The sequence below is a fragment of the Achromobacter spanius genome, assembly GCF_029637605.1.
Classification (GTDB): Bacteria; Pseudomonadota; Gammaproteobacteria; order Burkholderiales; family Burkholderiaceae_B; genus Achromobacter; species Achromobacter spanius_E.
This window is the reverse complement of record NZ_CP121261.1, coordinates 5768161-5785341: the sequence shown is the minus strand read 5'-3', so window position 1 is coordinate 5785341 and position 17181 is coordinate 5768161. Positions and strand designations below refer to the sequence as shown.

The window sequence follows — 17181 nt, the reverse complement described above, 5'->3', positions numbered from 1 at the left end:
GCCACCACGCCCTTGCGGCGCGGCTGCTTTCCTCCGTGCCCCCCCTCGTCACCCCTGCATACCGGCCCGAAAGGTCTTCGGAATGCCCGCCGCCGCGACGCCGCTGCGCAGCGCTTCCTGAGGCAGGGCGTCGGCCAGCAACGCACGCGCGGCCAATAGACGGGGCAAATCCACGCCCGTGCGGTAGCCCATGCTTTCCAGCATGAACACCAGGTCTTCCGTGACGATGTTGCCGGACGCCCCCGGCGCGAACGGGCAACCGCCCAGGCCGCCCAGGCAGGAGTCGAACGCACGGATGCCTTCGTCCAGCCCCGCCAGTGCATTGGCCAGCCCCAACCCCATCGTGTCGTGCAGGTGCAGTTTGGTCAGCCGAGCGCCCACCGCGTCCTGGGTGGCGCGCACGACCTGGCGTACTTGCTCTGGGTGCGCGTAGCCCACCGTGTCCGCCAGTGCGATTTCATCCACGCCCGTGCGCGCCACGGCGGCGGCCACCTCGGCCACCCGGTGAACGGGCACGGGGCCTTCCAGCGAGCAGCCAAACGCCGTGGCCACCGCCGCGTCGATCCGCATGGGGCGCGGCTGCGCGCGCACCCAGTCCACGATGGACGCCATCATTTCCACCTGCGCATCCGTGCCCTTGCCCACATTGGCGCGGCTGTGCGTGTCGCTGACCGAAATGGGAAACGACAGGACGTGCGCACCGGCCTCGTACGCGGCGATGGCGCCTTTCAGGTTGCATGCCAGCGCGCAGACGGTCAGCCCGTCGATTCCTAGCGCTTCGGGCAACACGCTGCCCGTATCGGCCATCTGCGGCACCAGCCGGGGCGACACGAAGCTGCCCACCTCGATTTCACGCAGGCCGGCCGCCGCCAGTTGGCCGATCCACCGCAATTTGGCGGCGGTGGGCATCATGCCCCGCGCCATCTGCAGCCCATCGCGCGGACCCACTTCGCAAATCCTGACTTCCTGGTTCATATGGTGCTCCGTTGTCGCTGCCGATACCGCTGCAAGATCATTGCTGGACCACAATGCCCGCGCTCTTGATCGTCTGCTTGGCCTTGCCAATATCCGCCTGGATCAGCGAGGCGAACTGCGCACTGGAAACGGGATCGGCTTCCAGGCCCTGCGCGGCCAGCGCGTCACGCACGTCTTTCTTAGACAGCAGTTTGTTGAAGTCGGCGTTCAGCCGCTGGACGATGTTCTTGGGTGTCTTGGAGGGCGCCAGCACACCGTAGTAGGTCACCACGCTGAAATCCTTGTAGCCCAGCTCGGCCACCGTGGGCACGTCGGGCAGCGCGGCGTTGCGCTTGGGCGAGGTCACCGCCAGCGCGCGGACCTTGCCCGATTTGATCAACGAAGCCGCCGACGAAATCGACGATCCCGCAAACTGCAAATGCCCGCCCATCAGGTCCGCCAGCGCCGGCGCCGAGCCCTTGTAAGGCACGTGCTGCATCTTGAAGCCGGCTTCGTGCTGCAGCATTTCCATGGCGATATGCACGCCGCCCCCGGTTCCCGAGGTGCCGTATGAAATCTGGTTGGGCGCTTTCTTGGCCGCCTCGATCACGTCGGGCAGCGTCTTGTAGGGCGACGCGTCAGACACCAGCAGCACCATCGGGGTGGTGGCCACCAGCGCGACCGGCGTCAGGTCCTGGACAGGGTCATAAGCCACTTTCATCAGTAGCGGAATCAGCGTGACTTTGTCCGATTGGCCGATCACCAGGTCATAGCCCTGTGCGGGCGCGCGCGCCGCCTCGGCCAGGCCTAGTGCCGTGCCCGCGCCGGGCTTGTTTTCGGGCACGACCGTCCAGCCGTTCAGTTCATGCAGCTTGGTGCTCATCAGGCGGCCGATGTAATCGGTGCCGCCGCCCGGCGTGGACGGGATGATGATGCGGATCGGCTTGCTGGGATAGTCCTGGGCCTGAGCGGTGCAGGCGACGGCCAGTACAGCCAGCGCGGCGAGTTTACGGATCATGTTGTCTCCTCTTTGATGGATGTCTTGGCGGTCTGACGCCGCCTCGACAGGGTTCCGGGCGCTAAGGCCCGGTCATGCAATCACTCCCGCGGCGCGCAGGGCGTCGATGCGCGCGGCATCCAGCCCCAGCCCCTGCAAGATGGCGTGGGTGTGGGCGCCTTGGTCGGGCGGATCCATGCGCTTGCCGGCCTTGCGGCCGTCGAATTCAAGCGGCAGCGCCGCCGCCGATATCTCGCCGCCGTCGGGCAGCCGCGTCTTCAGCAACGCGCCGCCGGCGGTCAAATGGGCATCATCCAGCAAGTCGTGGGGCTGGCGGATCGGGCCGTAAGACAGGTTGGCCGCTTCCAGCGCGGCGCACAGGTCGGCGGTGTTCCAGGATTTCAGGATCTCGGCCACGCCCGGCACCAGCCAGGAGCGCGCGGCTTCGCGGTCGACCGCCGTGGCCAGGCGCGGGTCGGCGGCCCATTCGGGCGGCAGGAATTTTTGCGCGAAGTTGCGCCATTGCGCGTCGCCCACCACCGCCACAAACACGCGGCCATCAGCGGTTTCGAACACGTCGTACACGCCCCATGGCGGCTTGCGCTCGGCGCCCATGGGTTTGGGCGCGGTGCCGGTCAACTGGAATTGCGCGATGAACTGCGCGACCAGCAGAAGGTTGTTTTCGAACAGGCCGGACCGCACGTGGCGGCCGCGCCCCGTGGCGTGGCGATCGTGCAGTGCGGCCAAGGCGCCCACCACGCCAAACGTGCCGCCCAGGATGTCGTTGACCGACGCGGCCACGCGCTGGGGCGTGTCGGCGCCGCCGTTGATATAGGCCAGGCCGCCCATCATCTGCACCACTTCATCCAGCGCCGTCCTGTGCTTGTAAGGGCCCGACAAGAAACCCTTGAGCGACACGTAGATCAGCCTGGGGTTTTCGGCCGACAGCGATTCATAGTCCAGCCCATACTGCGCCAGGCTGCCGTCGCGGAAGTTCTCCACCACCATGTCGGTTTGCAGCGCCAACTGGCGCACCAGCTCCTGGCCCTGGGCCGATCTCAGGTCGATGGCCAGGCTTTGTTTATTGCGGTTGAACACCGGAAAGTAGCCGCTGCCCGAACCCTTCAGCCGGCGAGTACGGTCACCGTCTATCGGTTCCACCTTGATGACGTCGGCGCCCAGATCAGCCAGCGACAGGCCCGCCGCCGGCCCCATGATCATGTGTGACAGTTCCAGCACCTTGATGCCGCGCAACGGCAATTCAGCGCTGTCCATGAAGGGTGAAGGCGGTGCTGCGCTCATCGGAATGTCCTTGTTGGCCGGTGAAGATGCAAGCATGATCGCGGGCGTCGGCGCATCGCGGGTAGCGGTCTTTCATCACCGGGGCATTCTCGTTTGGGAACGTCCGGGTAAGCCCCTAAGTAGGTAGGCCCGAGCCTGCTCGCCTTCACGCCGACGGCAGCACCCCCAGATGCGCCAGCAAGGTTCGCGCGGCGGGCGCCAGTGCATCCGGGTCCCGAACGGCGATGCACAAGGGCGTGCTGGACCACGGCCCCGTCAGCGGGATGAAGCGGATATCCAGATGGGCCTGGCGTGCCTTCAGATATAGCGGCACCACCGCCACGCCCATGCCGCGCGCAACCAACGTGCAGATCGTCTCGTGCCCGCTGACACGGGCGCTGATGCGCCGCGTCACGCCCATCGCCTGCGCAGTCTGCTCGAACACGCTGCTGATACCGTTGTCACGGTTCAGTTCGATCTGCTCGAAAGGCAGCAGTTGCGCATAGTCCAGCGTTTCGCGCTGGGCCAGCACATGCTGGCCTGGCACCACGGCGGCCAGCTCGCAATGCCCGTACGGGAACACCTGCAAGCCGTCATGCCCGAAGTCCGACCCCGCCGCCACGTCCGCCTGCCCTTCCAGCACGGCGCGAAAAGCGGCTTGCGTCGTGTCTTCCTGCAGCAGGATGTCGATCTCGGGGTGCGCCCGGCGAAACGATTGGATCTGCGCGGGCAAGTCGCCCGACAAGGCCGCCACGCTGACCGCCAGGCGCACGCGCCCGCGCACGCCCGTCGCAAAGCCCGCCATCTCGCGGTGCATGTGTTCCAGGTCCTGCAACAGCCGGCGCACATGCGTGGCCAGCGCGTTGCCGGCCGGCGTGGCCTGCACGCCCTTGACGCCGCGCTCAAGCAACGGCACGCCAAACGCTTCCTCCATTTCCGACATGCGCTTGCTGACCGCCGACGGCACGATGTTCTCGCGCGCGGCGGCCCGTGCCAGGCTGCCTTCTTCCAAGGCGGATAAGAACAGGCGCAGCGACAAGGGATCGATATCGCGGACGGGGCTGGAGGCGCTTGAGGGGCTGGAGGCGCTCAATGGACTTGGTGCGCTTGATGGGGCTTGGGCGGGCTTCATGGCCGAGAGTGTCCCGCGTTGTTCGTGGGCGCGGTGATTCGGGTTTTCCCTAGCGCAAGACTTGAGTATCATCCGCGCTCCGGTCGTGGTTGTACGGCCCCGGCATCACCAGGATTCCCGCTTCCATGCAATGCCCCCGCTGCAATTGGCAAAACCCCGCCTCCAATACGCAATGCTTCAGTTGCCAGGCGCCCTTGCCCGTCCCCGCCGCGCCTGCTCCCGGTAAACAAAAAACCAAACCATCAAAAGTCCCCGCGTCCAAAGCGCCTGCCCAGTCCGCGCAACACACTGCGCAAGTGTTTCCCAACATCTGGACCCGGCTGGGCGCGAGCGCCATCGACGCCATCGTCATGGCGGTCGGGATGATCGTCTTGATCATGGCCGCCCAACTGACCTACGAAGGCCTGACCGGCAACCAACCGCCCTTTTTGATTGCCTTTGCCGCCGGCTTGATCGGCTGGTTCCTGCCCGCTTTCATGGACGCTTGGGGTAACGGTTCGCCGGGCAAGCGTGTCTTGAAGCAGCGGGTGGTCAATCGCAAGGGCCAGGCCCCGGGCCTGCTGCGCTCGCTATGGCGCCATAGCCTGAAGTACACGGTGAACCTGCTGCTGCCCGGCCTGTTCCACCATTTGCAGCAGATGATCTTTGGCGAACGCGCCATGCACAACGCCTTGGCGGGCACGCACGTGGTCACGCGCGATGCGAACCCGCGCGCGATGCATGCCGCCGTCGCCCGAGCCCCCTCAGTCACCGGCGCGGGCAAGTTTCTGTTCACCGTTTTCGGCATCCTGGCGCTGGTCGTGGTGGGCATCGTCATTGGCATCAATGCCACCGGCGATAGCAACAGCGACAACCCGCTGCACGCGGACATCAACCGCCTGGACCTGGTCTCCGACCCCGTGCGACGGCTGGCGGAAAATCACTATCGGCGCACCCAGAAATTTCCGGCCAGCCTGGACGACCTGGGCATCAGCGCGAAGTCGATGCAGGACAGCGGGTTTTCCAAGGTGGAGATGAATCCGGTCAACGGCGTCTTGCGCTTCACGATTGCCGGCATGCCCAGTACCGACGGCACCCCCAGCCTGGCGGGCAAGCATCTGGTCTACGTGCCGGAACTGCGCGCCGAACGCAAGGGCGGCGGCGTGCGGCGGTGGGAATGCGGCAGCGACGACATCCCCGCCAGCGACCGCACCTACTCTTGCCGCCACGACGCCAGCGCCTTCGCGCGATAAGCCGCCCGGCCTTGGTCACAAGCTGCCTTGTAAAACGACAGAAACCCGCGGCAGAACCCCGCGGCAGAACCCCACGACAGCCCCCCACGACGGAACCCCACACATGTCCGCCTTGATCGAAGCCATCCAACGCGCCGAAGACGGCAGCGACCTGCCCAAAATGCTCTCGCTGTGCGAACAGGCCGTGCGCGAACAGCCCGGTTCAGCCACCGTCTGGGGCTTGCGCGCCCGCTGCCACGCCCAGCGCAAGGCCTACGCCCAGCGTGACGCCGACGTGGCCCGCGCCCTGGCGCTGGACCCGCAATGCAGCGACGCCATCGCCGTGCAGGCCGTGGTGCGCTACGACGAAGGCGACGAACAGGAAGCCTGGCGCGCCGTGCGCGACGCTCGGCAACGCGCCCCCTCCCACTACGGCTTGCTGATGGCCGAAGCCTATCTGCTGATCAACGATCGCCGCCTGGACGACGCCATCGCCAGTTGGACGCGAGCCTCTCAGATCCGATCGGCCGCCGCCGCACCCCATTGCTATATCGGCTCAAACCTGCACAACGCCGGCCGCTACGCGGATGCCCTGCCCTACCATCAGCGCGCCGTCGCCCTGGCGCCTAACAATGGTGGCTTTCTGTACGACGCCGGCAACAACTACCGCCGCCTGGGCGATTTGAACAACGCCATCGCCATGTTCGACCGCGCCCGCGCCATCCTGGGCGAAGAGAACGCCATTCAGCACAACCGCGCGTCCTGCCTGCAAGCCATGGGCCGCGACGCCGACGCGGTGGAAGAATGGACCAGCCTGCTGCGGCGCGAACCCGACTGGGACTGGCCGCTGGAAGGCAAGGCACGCTCGCTACACCGGCTGGGTCGCGCGGACGAAGCCGTGCCCCTGTGGCGCCATCTGGATGCGCTGTCCGACACGGGCTGGGAAGGCCGCAAGGAACAAGCCCGCGAATACGTGCGCGCCGGCAAACCCGAACTGGCCGAACAGGCGCTGCTAGGCCTGGATCCGCTTGATAGCGGCGACGCCCAGTTGCTGTTCGTGGCGGGTAACGCCCAGCGCGACCAGCGCAACTGGGAAGCCGCGCTGGCGTATTACCTGAAAGGCTACGAGCTTGCGCCCGGCGACGATTTCCTGCCCGGCAACGCCGCCGACATGCTGAACTACCTGGAACGCCACGACGAAGCGCTGCCGCTGGCGGAAGTGGCCATTTCGCTGGACCCGGACTGGCTGAAATGGCGCCGCGCGCGCATCGAAGCGCTGACCCACCTGGACCGCGCCGACGAGGCCGTAGCCTACGCCGACACCACCCTGGAACGCTGGTCCGACAGCGGCCCCCTGCATGCCGAACGCATCAACGCGCTGATCGCCGCCAAGCGCCATGACGAAGGGCTGGCGGCCTGCGACCGCCTGCTTGCGCTGGACCCCGACTATCGCAGTTGGGCGCTGTTTGCGCGTGGCAGGATCTTCGGCCAGATGAAGCGTCACGCCGAATCGGCCGTGGCCTATCGCCAGGCCTCCGCGTCCTACCAGCAAAACGGCAAGCCCTATTTTCAAGAGCTGTCGATGAAGAACGCGCTGGAAGCCGAAGCGGCCGCCTCCAAACCCGCCGGCTTGCTTGGCCGGCTGTTCGGCCGCAAGTAGCCCGGGCGCGGGCAGCGGGATGTTATAGTCACGCCCGCTGCCGACCCTTGCAAAGGGCCGCGCACCGCCCGAGTGGTGAAATTGGTAGACACAAGGGACTTAAAAAATTTGAGCCCTTTGGGGGAAACTCCAAAGGTGTAGCCCGTCAAACTCGGCGAACGCCCTGGACCTGTTCCGAGCCAACGCCGAGCCAAGCCCCGATTGAAAAATCGGGGAAGGTGTAGAGAGCAGACGGCGGGCACCTACGGCCGCAAGGCTATGGTGAAGGCGTGCTCCAGACCACGAACAGCGCACCCGCGCTGGCGGCGAAAGCCGAAGTGGTAAGAAAATCCCTCGGCCGCAAGGCCGTACCGGTTCGATTCCGGTCTCGGGCACCACCTGCTGCGCCCGCAGCTTGCACAGGCCAGGCCATTGCGCTTGGCCGGACGACCACACTTGACCGCTCCTTCCGCCCCCCCTCCCTTCATCGTCCTGGACGCCTGCGTCCTGATGTCCGGCATCCTGCGCAGGCTGTTGTTGCGTCTGGCCGCGGCTGGCGTGTTCACCCCCGTCTGGACCGAACGCATCGGTGAAGAATGGCGGCGCAACGCGGCGCGCATCTGGGATATTCCGCCCGAAGTGCTGGCTGAGTTCTGGGCCGAGATGAACGCCAGCTTTCCCCTGGCCAACGAGGTCGATACGCAGGTGTACGAAGCATCGCTGCGCTACAGCGACCCGAAGGACTTCCATGTGATTGCGGCCGGATTGGCGCGGCGAGCACGCTGTGGCTTGCAGCAGCCGCCCGTGGTGCAGGTGCTGACCTGGAATCTGAAGGATTTCAACCGTTCGGAATTGCGCCGCCAGGGCCTGGACGTCTACAACCCGGACCGCATGCTGGTGCAATGGTGGCAGGCCGACGCGGCGCGCATGCGCGAGGCCGTGGCCCAGATTCCCGCCGACTACATCGCGTTGGACCGCGAGCCGTTGCCGTTGGCCACCATCTTGCATCGTGAACGCTTGTATGGCTTAAAGAGCCTGGTGGCGCGCGAGACAGCCTGAAAGAAAGCTGAAAGCAATCTGACAGCTTCCTGAAAGTCGAGTTGGCTGGAAGGAAATTCGGGACGTGTCAGCAAGGCAGACTCAAAAAAAGCGAGCCTGGGCAGCTTGCGCCGCACCAGGCCCGGAGCCAATCTTGTTCCCCGTGGTCAGTCGACCTCGACGAACGTTTCCTCGCGTTTCTTGCGCAGGGCCGGCAGCATCACCAGCACCAGCAGGATGGCGGCCATGGCCAGCAGCGTCGCCGACAGCGGGCGGGTGACGAACGTGCTGAAATCACCTCGCGACAGCAACAGCGCCCGGCGGAAGTTTTCTTCCATCATGGGACCCAGCACCAAGCCCAGCAACAGCGGCGCGCCCTCGCAACCCAACTTGCTCCAGATATACCCAATGACGCCAAAGATGGCGAACATGAAGATATCGAACACGTTGTAGTTCAGTGAGTACACCCCGATCGTGCAGAACACGAGAATGGCCGGGAACAGCATGCGGTAAGGCACGCGCAGCAATTTCACCCAGATGCCGATCAGCGGCAGGTTCAGGATCACCAGCATCAGGTTGCCGATCCACATCGAGGCGATCAGGCCCCAGAACAGATCGGGGTGGCTGGTCATCACTTGCGGGCCGGGCTGGATGTTGTGGATGGTCATAGCCCCCACCATCAACGCCATCACCGCGTTGCCCGGAATACCCAGCGTCAGCAAGGGAATGAACGAGGTTTGCGCGCCGGCGTTGTTGGCCGACTCCGGCCCCGCCAGACCGGCCGGATGGCCCTTGCCAAAGCGCTCGGGCTCTTTCGACAGCTTCTTCTCAAGCGTGTAGGAGGCAAACGCCGACAACACCGAACCGCCACCGGGCAAGATACCCAGCGCCGAACCCAGGGCGGTACCCCGGATGATGGCGGGTGCCGCTTCGCGGAATTCCTGGCGGCTGGGGTACAGCGAACCCACCTTGTCGGTGATCTCGACGCGATTCTCTTTCTGCTCCAGGTTGGCCATGATTTCCGACAGGCCGAAAACACCCATGGCCACAATCGCGAAATCGATACCGTCCTGCAGCTCCGGAATGCTGAAGTCGTAGCGGGCGACCCCGGAATTGACGTCGGTACCCACCATGCCCAGCAGCAGGCCCAGCAAGATCATGCAGATGGCTTTGGGCAGCGAGCCCGAGGCCAGCACGACCGCACCGATCAGGCCCAGCGCCATCAGCGAAAAGTACTCCGCCGGGCCGAACGCAAACGCCACTTCCGCCAAGGGCGGCGCAAATGCCGCGATCAGCACGGTGGCTACGCTACCCGCGAAAAATGAGCCGATGGCGGCAAGGGACAGCGCGGCGCCCGCTCTGCCATTGCGCGCCATCTGGTGGCCGTCCAGCACCGTCACCACCGCGGACGTCTCGCCGGGCAAGTTCACCAGAATGGCCGTGGTCGAACCGCCGTACTGGGTGCCGTAGTAAATGCCCGCCAGCATGATCAGGCCGGCCGTGGGCGGCAACACATACGTGATGGGAAGCAGCATGGCGATGGTGGGAACGGGGCCCAACCCCGGCAAAACGCCGACCAGCGTGCCCAGCAGGCAACCCAGGAATGCATAGCTGAGGTTTTCCGGGGTGAACGCCACGGAGAAACCCAGCATCAGGTTTTGTAGAAGTTCCATTGTTGTCTCCTAGTTGCCGAAAACGCTGGGCCACAGCGGAAATATCAAACCCAGGCCGCGTATGAAGGCAAGGTAGGAGAACGCCACCAGGAACAGGCCGTTGGCGACGGCGACTTTCCAATTGAATTCATGGCTGGCGAGGCTGCTGACGAGAACCAGCAGGAACACCGAGATGTAAAGCCCCAGGTACCGCAGCGCGAAACCGTAGAGCACCACCGACCCGATCACCAGGAAGAGGATGCGGAAATCGTAGCGGGTGATGGTGGTGGTATCGGCGCTCTTGGCCAGCGCGCTGATCAGCACGACCGCGCCCATCAGCGCCAGCACGATGCCCAGCCAGAACGGGAAGTATCCCGGTCCCATGCGGGCCGCGCTTCCCATGGAATATTCGGTGGCCTGTATGGAAAAGGCGCCACCAATAGCAATAAACATGGCTCCGGACCAAAAGTCCTGTCTGTTTCTTATCAAGCTGCAGTCTCCCTAGTCTGACGCGCCGGAACATCGCTGAAAAGTGGCGCGCCTTATCTCTACGCCCTCCCGCCCTGAACAGAGCGACAGGCGGAAAAGCGAAGTGGGGAATGCTAAATCGCATGGCGACATATCGAACATCCGGGGGAACCATAAGTTTTTCCGGGATATCCCTAGGTCAAATAGTGGACAAATTATTCGCAATCAGCTCGGATGCCGGCTTGCGAGATACCTTCAATTTGCTTTCAGCCCAGACAGCGTGGGGATGTTTGAAAGATTGAAAAAAGTTCCATGGGCGGCAAAAAAAAATTTTGTGCGCTGCCTGCGCCCCACATTTTTTTTTGCAACGACTTCCGACTGAACCGGGCAGGAGCAAATGAAAACGCCCGCGAAGTGCGGGCGCTTGATGTCTGAACGGAAGGGAATCGCGGCCTTTGTGGCCGCCCCGGTCAGTGGTCAGTGGTCATGGTTGCTGGCCGCGAAGCCCGCGGCGTTCAGCACGTCGATCACTTCAAGAATATGTTCCGGCCCGCGCGTTTGCAGCACGAAGTCCACTTCAACGTTGCGTACCGGCAGCGACGTGAAGGCGCGCTGATGGTGCACTTCGGTGATGTTCGCCTGGGCATCGGCGATGAGCTTGGTGGCATGCGCCAGCGCGCCGGGCAGGTCACGCAGGTCCACGCGGATGCGGGCCAGGCGGCCGGCGCGCACCATGCCGCGTTCGATCAGTTCGCCCAGCATCAGCGGGTCGATATTGCCGCCGGTCAGCACCAGGCCGATGCGCTTGCCCTTGAACCGGTCGCTGCCCGCTTCCTGCGCGCGCAGCAGCGCGGCCAGCCCCGCGGCGCCCGCGCCTTCAACCACGGTCTTCTCAATCTCCAGCAGCACGACGATAGCGTGCTCGATGTCGCTTTCGCTGACCAGTTCAATATGGTCGACCAGCTTGGCGACGATGGGCTGCGTCAGCGCGCCGGGCGACTTCACCGCAATGCCTTCCGCGATGGTGTATTGCCCCTGCGGCATGGCCACGCCCTTGACGGCCGCGTACATGGACGGAAAGCGTTCAGTCTGCACCCCCACGATCTCGATGCCCGGTTTCAAGGCCTTGGCCGCCGTGGCAACCCCTGACATCAAACCGCCGCCGCCGATGGCGATCACCAGCATATCGAGCTGCGGCTGATCTTCCAGCATTTCAAGCGCTACGGTGCCCTGCCCTGAAATGACGGCCTCGTCATCGTAGGGATGGATCATGATCAGGCCACGCGCCTGGGCAAGTTCGTAGCCATGTGCCTTGGCATCGTCAAAGGAATCGCCGGCCAGCACCACTTCGGCGCCGAAACGGCGCGTGTTGGCCACCTTGACCGTGGGCGTGAAGCGCGGCATCACGATCACCGCGGGCACGCCCATGCGCTGCGCATGGTAGGCCACGCCTTGGGCGTGGTTGCCAGCCGACACCGCGATCACGCCCTTGGCGCGCTCGTCGGCCGACAGGGTCAGCATGCGGTTCAGGGAGCCGCGTTCCTTGAACGATGCCGTGAACTGCAGGTTCTCGAACTTCAGCCAGATCTCGGCGCCGAAGATGTCGGACAGCGTGCGCGACAGGGTAAAGGGGGTCTTCAGCACCTGGCCGCGCAGGTTGTCGCGGGCGGTCTGGATGGAAACGATATCGATCACGATGGGAAGATCCTGTTAACGCACAGGCAGAAAATTGAACAGCAGGAGGCCCTGCGCATAGTTGATGCCGATGCGGCGCGAATTTTCACCAAGCAGGTTGGCGATCAGGTCCAGCCGGCCAATGATGGCGCCGAACTCGCGCTCGAAGCTCAGGTTCGTGGCGGTGGGAGACATTTCATTGGCCAGCAAAAGCAGTTCGCCCTGGTTGTTGCGGCGCGACGCCAGCAGCCAGGCGGCGGCCTCGACATTCCGTGCGGCATTGTAGACCCGCTGACCGTCCAGCGCGTCGGTGGCGTACAGGCGGGTCTTGCCGTTGTGCGCCGCGATGATGGTGTCCGCCAGGCCATAAATGAAGGCGCCAACGCGGTCGCCGGTGTAGTTCGGGTCCAACGACACCGCCAGGATCTGAATGTCTCGCAGGCCGGCCAGGTCGCCCGGCGGAACGCGGACTTCGATGGCGTGCTTGACGCGGTCAACGGCTGTCTTGTGGTCCGCCACGCCGGTCTTGCGCCATTCGCGAGGGTTGCGGCGGTAGAGTTTGTCCAGCAGCGAATACAGACTGTCCAGGTTGTCGCGCACTTCCAGCGTGACCGTGCGGTTGAAATCCGTCTGGCCGAACTGGTCGGCGGACATGGCTTCGCCTTTGGGCCCGCGCTGGCCCGGACCGGGGCTGCTCATGCAGCCGGTCAGCAGCGCGGCAAGCAGCGCCACGGCGGTGGTGCCCGCCGCCCATCCCCTCATGCTTGGCTCATCCGTTATTCCCTCCGTCTGGCGCAAGACTTTACAGGAAAGGTGGCCAGGCCCAAAAAAAACGGCACCTTGCGGTGCCGTTCTTCGTTCAATCAGGCAGCAAGCTTATTCAGCTTGCGGTTCCGATTGGGGGGCTGCATCGGGAGCGGCAGCGGGTTGCTGCGCTTCGATACCGCCGATTGCCTTGATGGACAGGCGCAGGCGGCCCTTGTCGTCGGCCTCGATGACCTTGACGCGGACTTGCTGGCCGACCTTCAGCACATCGTTGATGTTCGCGATGCGGTAGTTGGCGATTTCCGAGATGTGCAGCAGGCCGTCGCGGCCCGGCAGCACTTGCACGATGGCGCCGAAGTCCAGCAGACGCAGGACCGAGCCTTCGTACATCTGGCCCACTTCAACGTCGGCCGTCAGTTCGACGATGCGGCGCTGGGCTTCTTTGGCCTGCGCTTCGTCAACGCTGGCGATCACGATCGTGCCGTCGTCGGAGATGTCGATCTGCGTGCCGGTTTCTTCGGTCAGCGCGCGGATGGTGGCGCCGCCCTTGCCGATCACGTCACGGATCTTCTCGGGGTTGATCTTGATGGTCAGCATGCGCGGGGCGAAAGCCGAGAGCTCGCCACGCGAACCGTCCAGCGCTTCCTTCATCTTGGTCAGGATGTGCAGGCGGCCTTCGCGGGCTTGCGCCAGCGCCACTTGCATGATTTCCTTGGTGATGCCCTGGATCTTGATGTCCATCTGCAGTGCGGTGACGCCGTTTTCGGTGCCCGCAACCTTGAAGTCCATGTCGCCCAGGTGGTCTTCGTCACCCAGAATGTCGGTCAGCACGGCGAACTTGCCGCCGTCCAGGATCAGACCCATGGCCACGCCGGCCACGTGATCCTTGACCGGCACGCCAGCGTCCATCATGGCCAGCGAGCCGCCGCAGACCGAAGCCATCGACGACGAGCCGTTGGACTCGGTGATTTCCGACACGATGCGGATCGAATACTGGAAATCTTCCGGTGCCGGCAGCAGCGGGATCAGCGCGCGCTTGGCCAGACGGCCGTGACCGATTTCGCGGCGCTTGGGTACACCGATGCGGCCCGTTTCGCCGGTGGCGAACGGAGGCATGTTGTAGTGCATCATGAAGCGGTCGCGGTATTCACCCATGAGCGCGTCGATGATCTGCTCGTCTTGCTTGGTGCCCAGCGTGGCCACGACCAACGCCTGCGTTTCACCACGGGTGAACAGCGCGCTGCCGTGTGCGCGGGGCAGCACGCCCAGACGCACGCTGATGGGGCGAACGGTGCGGGTGTCGCGACCGTCGATACGCGGTTCGCCGTTCAGGATCTGACCGCGAACGATGGCCGATTCCAGCGAGAACATGATGTTGTCGACGGTCACGGCGTCAGGCAGCGGCTCGCCCTTTTCAGCGGCGGCGGCAGCCAGCTTGGCCGACACGTCGGCCGACACTTCGCGCAGCTTGGCGGTGCGGGCCTGCTTGTCGCGGATCTGGTAGGCGGCGTTCAGGCCATCCTGGGCAGCCGCGGTCACGGCGGCGATCAGGGCTTCATCCTTGGCGGGCGCTTGCCAATCCCATTCGGGCTTGCCGGCATCCTTGACCAGTTCGTGAATGGCGTTGATGACGGACTGCATCTGCTCGTGGCCAAACACCACGCCGCCCAGCATGATTTCCTCGGAAAGCTGTTGGGCTTCCGATTCCACCATCAGTACGGCGTTTTCCGTACCGGCAACCACCAGGTCCAGCTTGGACGACTTCAGTTGCGACGCGGTCGGGTTCAGGACGTATTGGCCGTCGATGTAGCCCACGCGCGCGGCGCCGATCGGGCCGTTGAACGGGATGCCCGAAATGGCCAGTGCGGCCGAGGCGCCGATCATGGCGGCCATGTCGGGATCAATCTCGGGGTTGACCGACAGCGTGTGGATGACCACCTGGACTTCGTTGTAGAAGTCTTCCGGGAACAGCGGGCGCAGCGGACGGTCGATCAGGCGCGAGGTCAGCGTTTCCTTTTCGGAGGGCTTGCCTTCACGCTTGAAGAACCCACCCGGAATACGGCCGGCGGCGTAGGTCTTCTCGATGTAGTCGACGGTCAGCGGGAAAAACGTTTGACCCGGCTTGGCCTTCTTGGAGGCCACAACGGTGGCCAGGACAACGGTGTCCTCGATCGACACCACAACGGCGCCGGAGGCCTGGCGAGCGATCTCGCCAGTTTCCAGGACGACCGTGTGCTGGCCGTACTGGAACGATTTTGTCACTTTGTTGAACATGACGATTATTCCTTACAAATGAAAAACCGTGGCCGCTGCGACAATACGTCGCACCGACCACGGTTATTGCGTCATGGGGAGCCAGCCCCGTCGATCACTTGCGCAGACCGAGTTTTTCGATCAGAGCGCGGTACGAATCGGGATTGCGGCCCTTGAGATAGTCGAGCAGCTTGCGGCGACGGCTGACCATACGCAGCAGACCGCGGCGCGAGTGATGGTCCTTCATGTGTTCTTTGAAGTGACCAGTCAGTTCGTTGATACGGGCGGTGAGCAGAGCCACCTGAACTTCGGGGGAGCCGGTATCGCCTTGAGCGCGTTGGAATTGCGCAACGATATCGGATTTCTTGATGTCAGCTACAGACATTGATGACCTCTTCGGACATGCGACAGGGCCGAGGTGCCCTGACGTGGTTTGGAAAAAATTTGCGTGAATTCCGGCGATAAGCGTTTTTGCTTTCTCACTGCTGCTTCAATAGCTGCCAGAATGGTCCACCACACACGGAATGTTCCAGGTTGGGGGCCACTCTGCAGCCAGACTGCCGGCGCAAAGCATCTTGCAAAATCAATACACTTGATAAAGCTCGGCGATTATAGCTGATTCGCTAGAATTACCCCACAGGTGGTTTTGGGGGCCGGTACCGGCCGCAGCGCCCCGACCGGCGCCCTTGAGGAGCAAACACATGTCTAAATATTTCAGGCCCGCGCGTGTGGCCCTGGCGACCCTGGCGATCGCCAGCTTGGCGGCTTGCGCCAACATGACTCAGATCCCGCCCGGTACTCCCTACGGGGAAGTGCTTACCCAATTCGGCCAACCCAACTTCGAATGCCCCCAAGCCGGTGGCGGGCGCCGCGTCATCTGGACGCAACAGCCCATGGGCCAATACGCCTGGGGTACCAACGTCGGCACCGACGGCCGCGTGGGCCAGGTGCTGCCCCTGCTGACGGACGCGCACTTCAAAGTGCTGGAAACCGGCGATTGGGGGCCAGACCGCGTACGCTGCGAATTCGGGCCACCCGCCCAAATCGATCAAACGGGCCTGGGCGAAAAGCGCGAAGTCGTGTGGTCGTATCGGTACAAGGAAAACGGCGTGTGGAATTCGCTGATGTACGTCTACATGAGCCGCGACGGCAGCAAGGTGACGCACTTCCACCCTGGCCCCGACCCCATGTACGACGACGACAGATTCATGTGGCGCTGAACTCGCCATCAACAAAAAACCCGCCAATAAGAACTGGCGGGTTTTTTAAATGGCTGCGCGTTGAAAAGCAGCGATCAGCGGATCAGGACGAATGGCTGCGGCGCTCTTGCGTCAGGCGGCGCGCCTTGTTCCAGCGCCAGCCCCACATGACCCAACCCGACAAGCCATACAGCACGAACAGCCCGAACAGCACGACCGGGGGGTCGCTGGACACGAACACGAATACCGCCACCACCAGCAGGATGCCCCAGAACGGCACGCTACGGCCCAGCGCAAAACTCTTGCCACTGAAGAACGGGGCGTTGGACACCATGGTGATGCCAGCGTACATGGTCAGCGTGAACGCCACCCAAGCCATCAGGCTGTCGTGAATGGGCAGCTTGTTGTCCACCGCCAGCCACACAAAACCCGCCACCAGCGCGGCAGCGGCCGGGCTGGGCAAGCCCTGGAAATAACGTTTGTCGACGACGGCGATGTTGGTGTTGAACCGCGCCAGGCGCAGCGCTGCACCGGCCACATAGACAAAGGCGGCCAGCCAGCCCCAACGGCCCAGGTCATTCAGAATCCATTCGTACATGACCAGCGCGGGCGCCACGCCAAAAGACGTCATGTCGGACAAAGAGTCATATTGCTCACCAAATGCCGATTGCGTGTTGGTCAGGCGAGCCACCCGGCCATCCATGCCGTCCAGCACCATGGCCACGAAAATGGCGATGGCGGCAACTTCGAAGCGATCATTCATTGCCTGCACAACGGCATAGAACCCCGCAAACAGCGCAGCGGTGGTGAATGCGTTGGGCAGCAAGTAGATACTTCGGTGGCGGTTCTCGGAATCGCGCATGGAAAAATTGGGCATGGTCTCAATAACTTACAACGGACTGTGAAAGGTTAACTCAT

15 protein-coding genes are annotated in these 17181 nt (G+C 63.8%); 4 read left to right on the top strand and 11 right to left on the bottom strand.

Annotated elements, in window-relative coordinates:
* Nucleotides 1–48: 48 nt before the first annotated feature.
* The 4 genes from P8T11_RS25910 to P8T11_RS25895 form a co-directional block, all read right to left on the bottom strand.
* Nucleotides 49–975 carry a hydroxymethylglutaryl-CoA lyase gene (locus tag P8T11_RS25910; RefSeq protein ID WP_268079391.1) on the bottom strand — a complete coding sequence of 309 codons (927 nt, stop codon included), beginning with the start codon at nucleotides 973–975 and terminating at the stop codon, nucleotides 49–51.
* 37 nt (nucleotides 976–1012) lie between these two features.
* On the bottom strand, nucleotides 1013–1972 hold the full coding sequence (locus P8T11_RS25905) for a Bug family tripartite tricarboxylate transporter substrate binding protein (protein ID WP_268079392.1): 960 nt from the start codon (nucleotides 1970–1972) through the stop codon (nucleotides 1013–1015).
* Nucleotides 1973–2044: 72 nt separating this feature from the next.
* Entirely contained in the window at nucleotides 2045–3253 is a 1209-nt protein-coding gene (locus P8T11_RS25900; RefSeq protein ID WP_268079393.1) for a CaiB/BaiF CoA transferase family protein, read from the bottom strand.
* A 145-nt stretch (nucleotides 3254–3398) separates the two neighbouring features.
* Complete coding sequence (locus P8T11_RS25895; RefSeq protein WP_268079394.1) at nucleotides 3399–4325, bottom strand: LysR family transcriptional regulator; 927 nt, start codon at nucleotides 4323–4325, stop codon at nucleotides 3399–3401.
* Nucleotides 4326–4660: 335 nt separating this feature from the next.
* Between P8T11_RS25895 and P8T11_RS25890 the strand changes: the two genes are divergently transcribed.
* The 3 genes from P8T11_RS25890 (at nucleotide 4661) to P8T11_RS25880 (ending at nucleotide 8273) form a co-directional block, all read left to right on the top strand.
* Entirely contained in the window at nucleotides 4661–5596 is a 936-nt protein-coding gene (locus P8T11_RS25890) for an RDD family protein (RefSeq protein ID WP_268079395.1), read from the top strand.
* Between the two features lie 103 nt (nucleotides 5597–5699).
* Complete coding sequence (locus P8T11_RS25885) at nucleotides 5700–7235, top strand: tetratricopeptide repeat protein (protein WP_268079396.1); 1536 nt, start codon at nucleotides 5700–5702, stop codon at nucleotides 7233–7235.
* Between the two features lie 489 nt (nucleotides 7236–7724).
* Nucleotides 7725–8273 (top strand): PIN domain-containing protein, encoded by a 549-nt coding sequence (locus tag P8T11_RS25880; protein ID WP_277550937.1) that lies wholly within the window; start codon nucleotides 7725–7727, stop codon nucleotides 8271–8273.
* 146 nt (nucleotides 8274–8419) lie between these two features.
* On the opposite strand, the gene P8T11_RS25875 is transcribed toward P8T11_RS25880, so the two are convergent.
* The 6 genes from P8T11_RS25875 to rpsO form a co-directional block, all read right to left on the bottom strand.
* Nucleotides 8420–9925 carry a tripartite tricarboxylate transporter permease gene (locus tag P8T11_RS25875; RefSeq protein WP_268079398.1) on the bottom strand — a complete coding sequence of 502 codons (1506 nt, stop codon included), beginning with the start codon at nucleotides 9923–9925 and terminating at the stop codon, nucleotides 8420–8422.
* Between the two features lie 9 nt (nucleotides 9926–9934).
* Nucleotides 9935–10357: a tripartite tricarboxylate transporter TctB family protein gene (locus P8T11_RS25870; RefSeq protein ID WP_268079399.1), complete on the bottom strand. Its 423-nt coding sequence runs from the start codon at nucleotides 10355–10357 to the stop codon at nucleotides 9935–9937.
* A gap of 492 nt (nucleotides 10358–10849) precedes the next feature.
* Entirely contained in the window at nucleotides 10850–12067 is a 1218-nt protein-coding gene (locus tag P8T11_RS25865) for a threonine ammonia-lyase (RefSeq protein ID WP_268079400.1), read from the bottom strand.
* Nucleotides 12068–12082: 15 nt separating this feature from the next.
* Nucleotides 12083–12808 (bottom strand): hypothetical protein, encoded by a 726-nt coding sequence (locus P8T11_RS25860; protein ID WP_268079401.1) that lies wholly within the window; start codon nucleotides 12806–12808, stop codon nucleotides 12083–12085.
* 114 nt (nucleotides 12809–12922) lie between these two features.
* The gene (gene pnp, locus P8T11_RS25855; RefSeq protein WP_268079402.1) at nucleotides 12923–15085 is read right to left on the bottom strand and encodes a polyribonucleotide nucleotidyltransferase; all 2163 of its coding nucleotides are present in this window, start codon (nucleotides 15083–15085) and stop codon (nucleotides 12923–12925) included.
* 94 nt (nucleotides 15086–15179) lie between these two features.
* Nucleotides 15180–15449 carry a 30S ribosomal protein S15 gene (gene rpsO, locus P8T11_RS25850; RefSeq protein WP_006223612.1) on the bottom strand — a complete coding sequence of 90 codons (270 nt, stop codon included), beginning with the start codon at nucleotides 15447–15449 and terminating at the stop codon, nucleotides 15180–15182.
* Between the two features lie 316 nt (nucleotides 15450–15765).
* Here rpsO and P8T11_RS25845 point away from each other — a divergent pair, with 316 nt between their 5' ends.
* The gene (locus P8T11_RS25845) at nucleotides 15766–16284 is read left to right on the top strand and encodes a hypothetical protein (RefSeq protein ID WP_268079403.1); all 519 of its coding nucleotides are present in this window, start codon (nucleotides 15766–15768) and stop codon (nucleotides 16282–16284) included.
* A gap of 82 nt (nucleotides 16285–16366) precedes the next feature.
* Here the strand turns inward: P8T11_RS25845 and pssA are convergent, their stop codons facing one another.
* The gene (gene pssA / locus P8T11_RS25840) at nucleotides 16367–17140 is read right to left on the bottom strand and encodes a CDP-diacylglycerol--serine O-phosphatidyltransferase (protein WP_050447173.1); all 774 of its coding nucleotides are present in this window, start codon (nucleotides 17138–17140) and stop codon (nucleotides 16367–16369) included.
* Between the last annotated feature and the right edge of the window lie 41 nt (nucleotides 17141–17181).

Coding starts and splice junctions, on each gene's coding strand:
- pnp (WP_268079402.1), bottom strand. CDS start 15,085: ATGTTCAACAAAGTGACAAAATCGTTCCAGTACGGCCAGCACACGGTC.
- P8T11_RS25905 (WP_268079392.1), bottom strand. CDS start 1,972: ATGATCCGTAAACTCGCCGCGCTGGCTGTACTGGCCGTCGCCTGCACC.
- P8T11_RS25910 (WP_268079391.1), bottom strand. CDS start 975: ATGAACCAGGAAGTCAGGATTTGCGAAGTGGGTCCGCGCGATGGGCTG.
- pssA (WP_050447173.1), bottom strand. CDS start 17,140: ATGCCCAATTTTTCCATGCGCGATTCCGAGAACCGCCACCGAAGTATC.
- P8T11_RS25880 (WP_277550937.1), top strand. CDS start 7,725: ATGTCCGGCATCCTGCGCAGGCTGTTGTTGCGTCTGGCCGCGGCTGGC.
- P8T11_RS25860 (WP_268079401.1), bottom strand. CDS start 12,808: ATGAGGGGATGGGCGGCGGGCACCACCGCCGTGGCGCTGCTTGCCGCG.
- P8T11_RS25885 (WP_268079396.1), top strand. CDS start 5,700: ATGTCCGCCTTGATCGAAGCCATCCAACGCGCCGAAGACGGCAGCGAC.
- P8T11_RS25870 (WP_268079399.1), bottom strand. CDS start 10,357: ATGTTTATTGCTATTGGTGGCGCCTTTTCCATACAGGCCACCGAATAT.
- P8T11_RS25845 (WP_268079403.1), top strand. CDS start 15,766: ATGTCTAAATATTTCAGGCCCGCGCGTGTGGCCCTGGCGACCCTGGCG.
- P8T11_RS25875 (WP_268079398.1), bottom strand. CDS start 9,925: ATGGAACTTCTACAAAACCTGATGCTGGGTTTCTCCGTGGCGTTCACC.
- rpsO (WP_006223612.1), bottom strand. CDS start 15,449: ATGTCTGTAGCTGACATCAAGAAATCCGATATCGTTGCGCAATTCCAA.
- P8T11_RS25900 (WP_268079393.1), bottom strand. CDS start 3,253: ATGAGCGCAGCACCGCCTTCACCCTTCATGGACAGCGCTGAATTGCCG.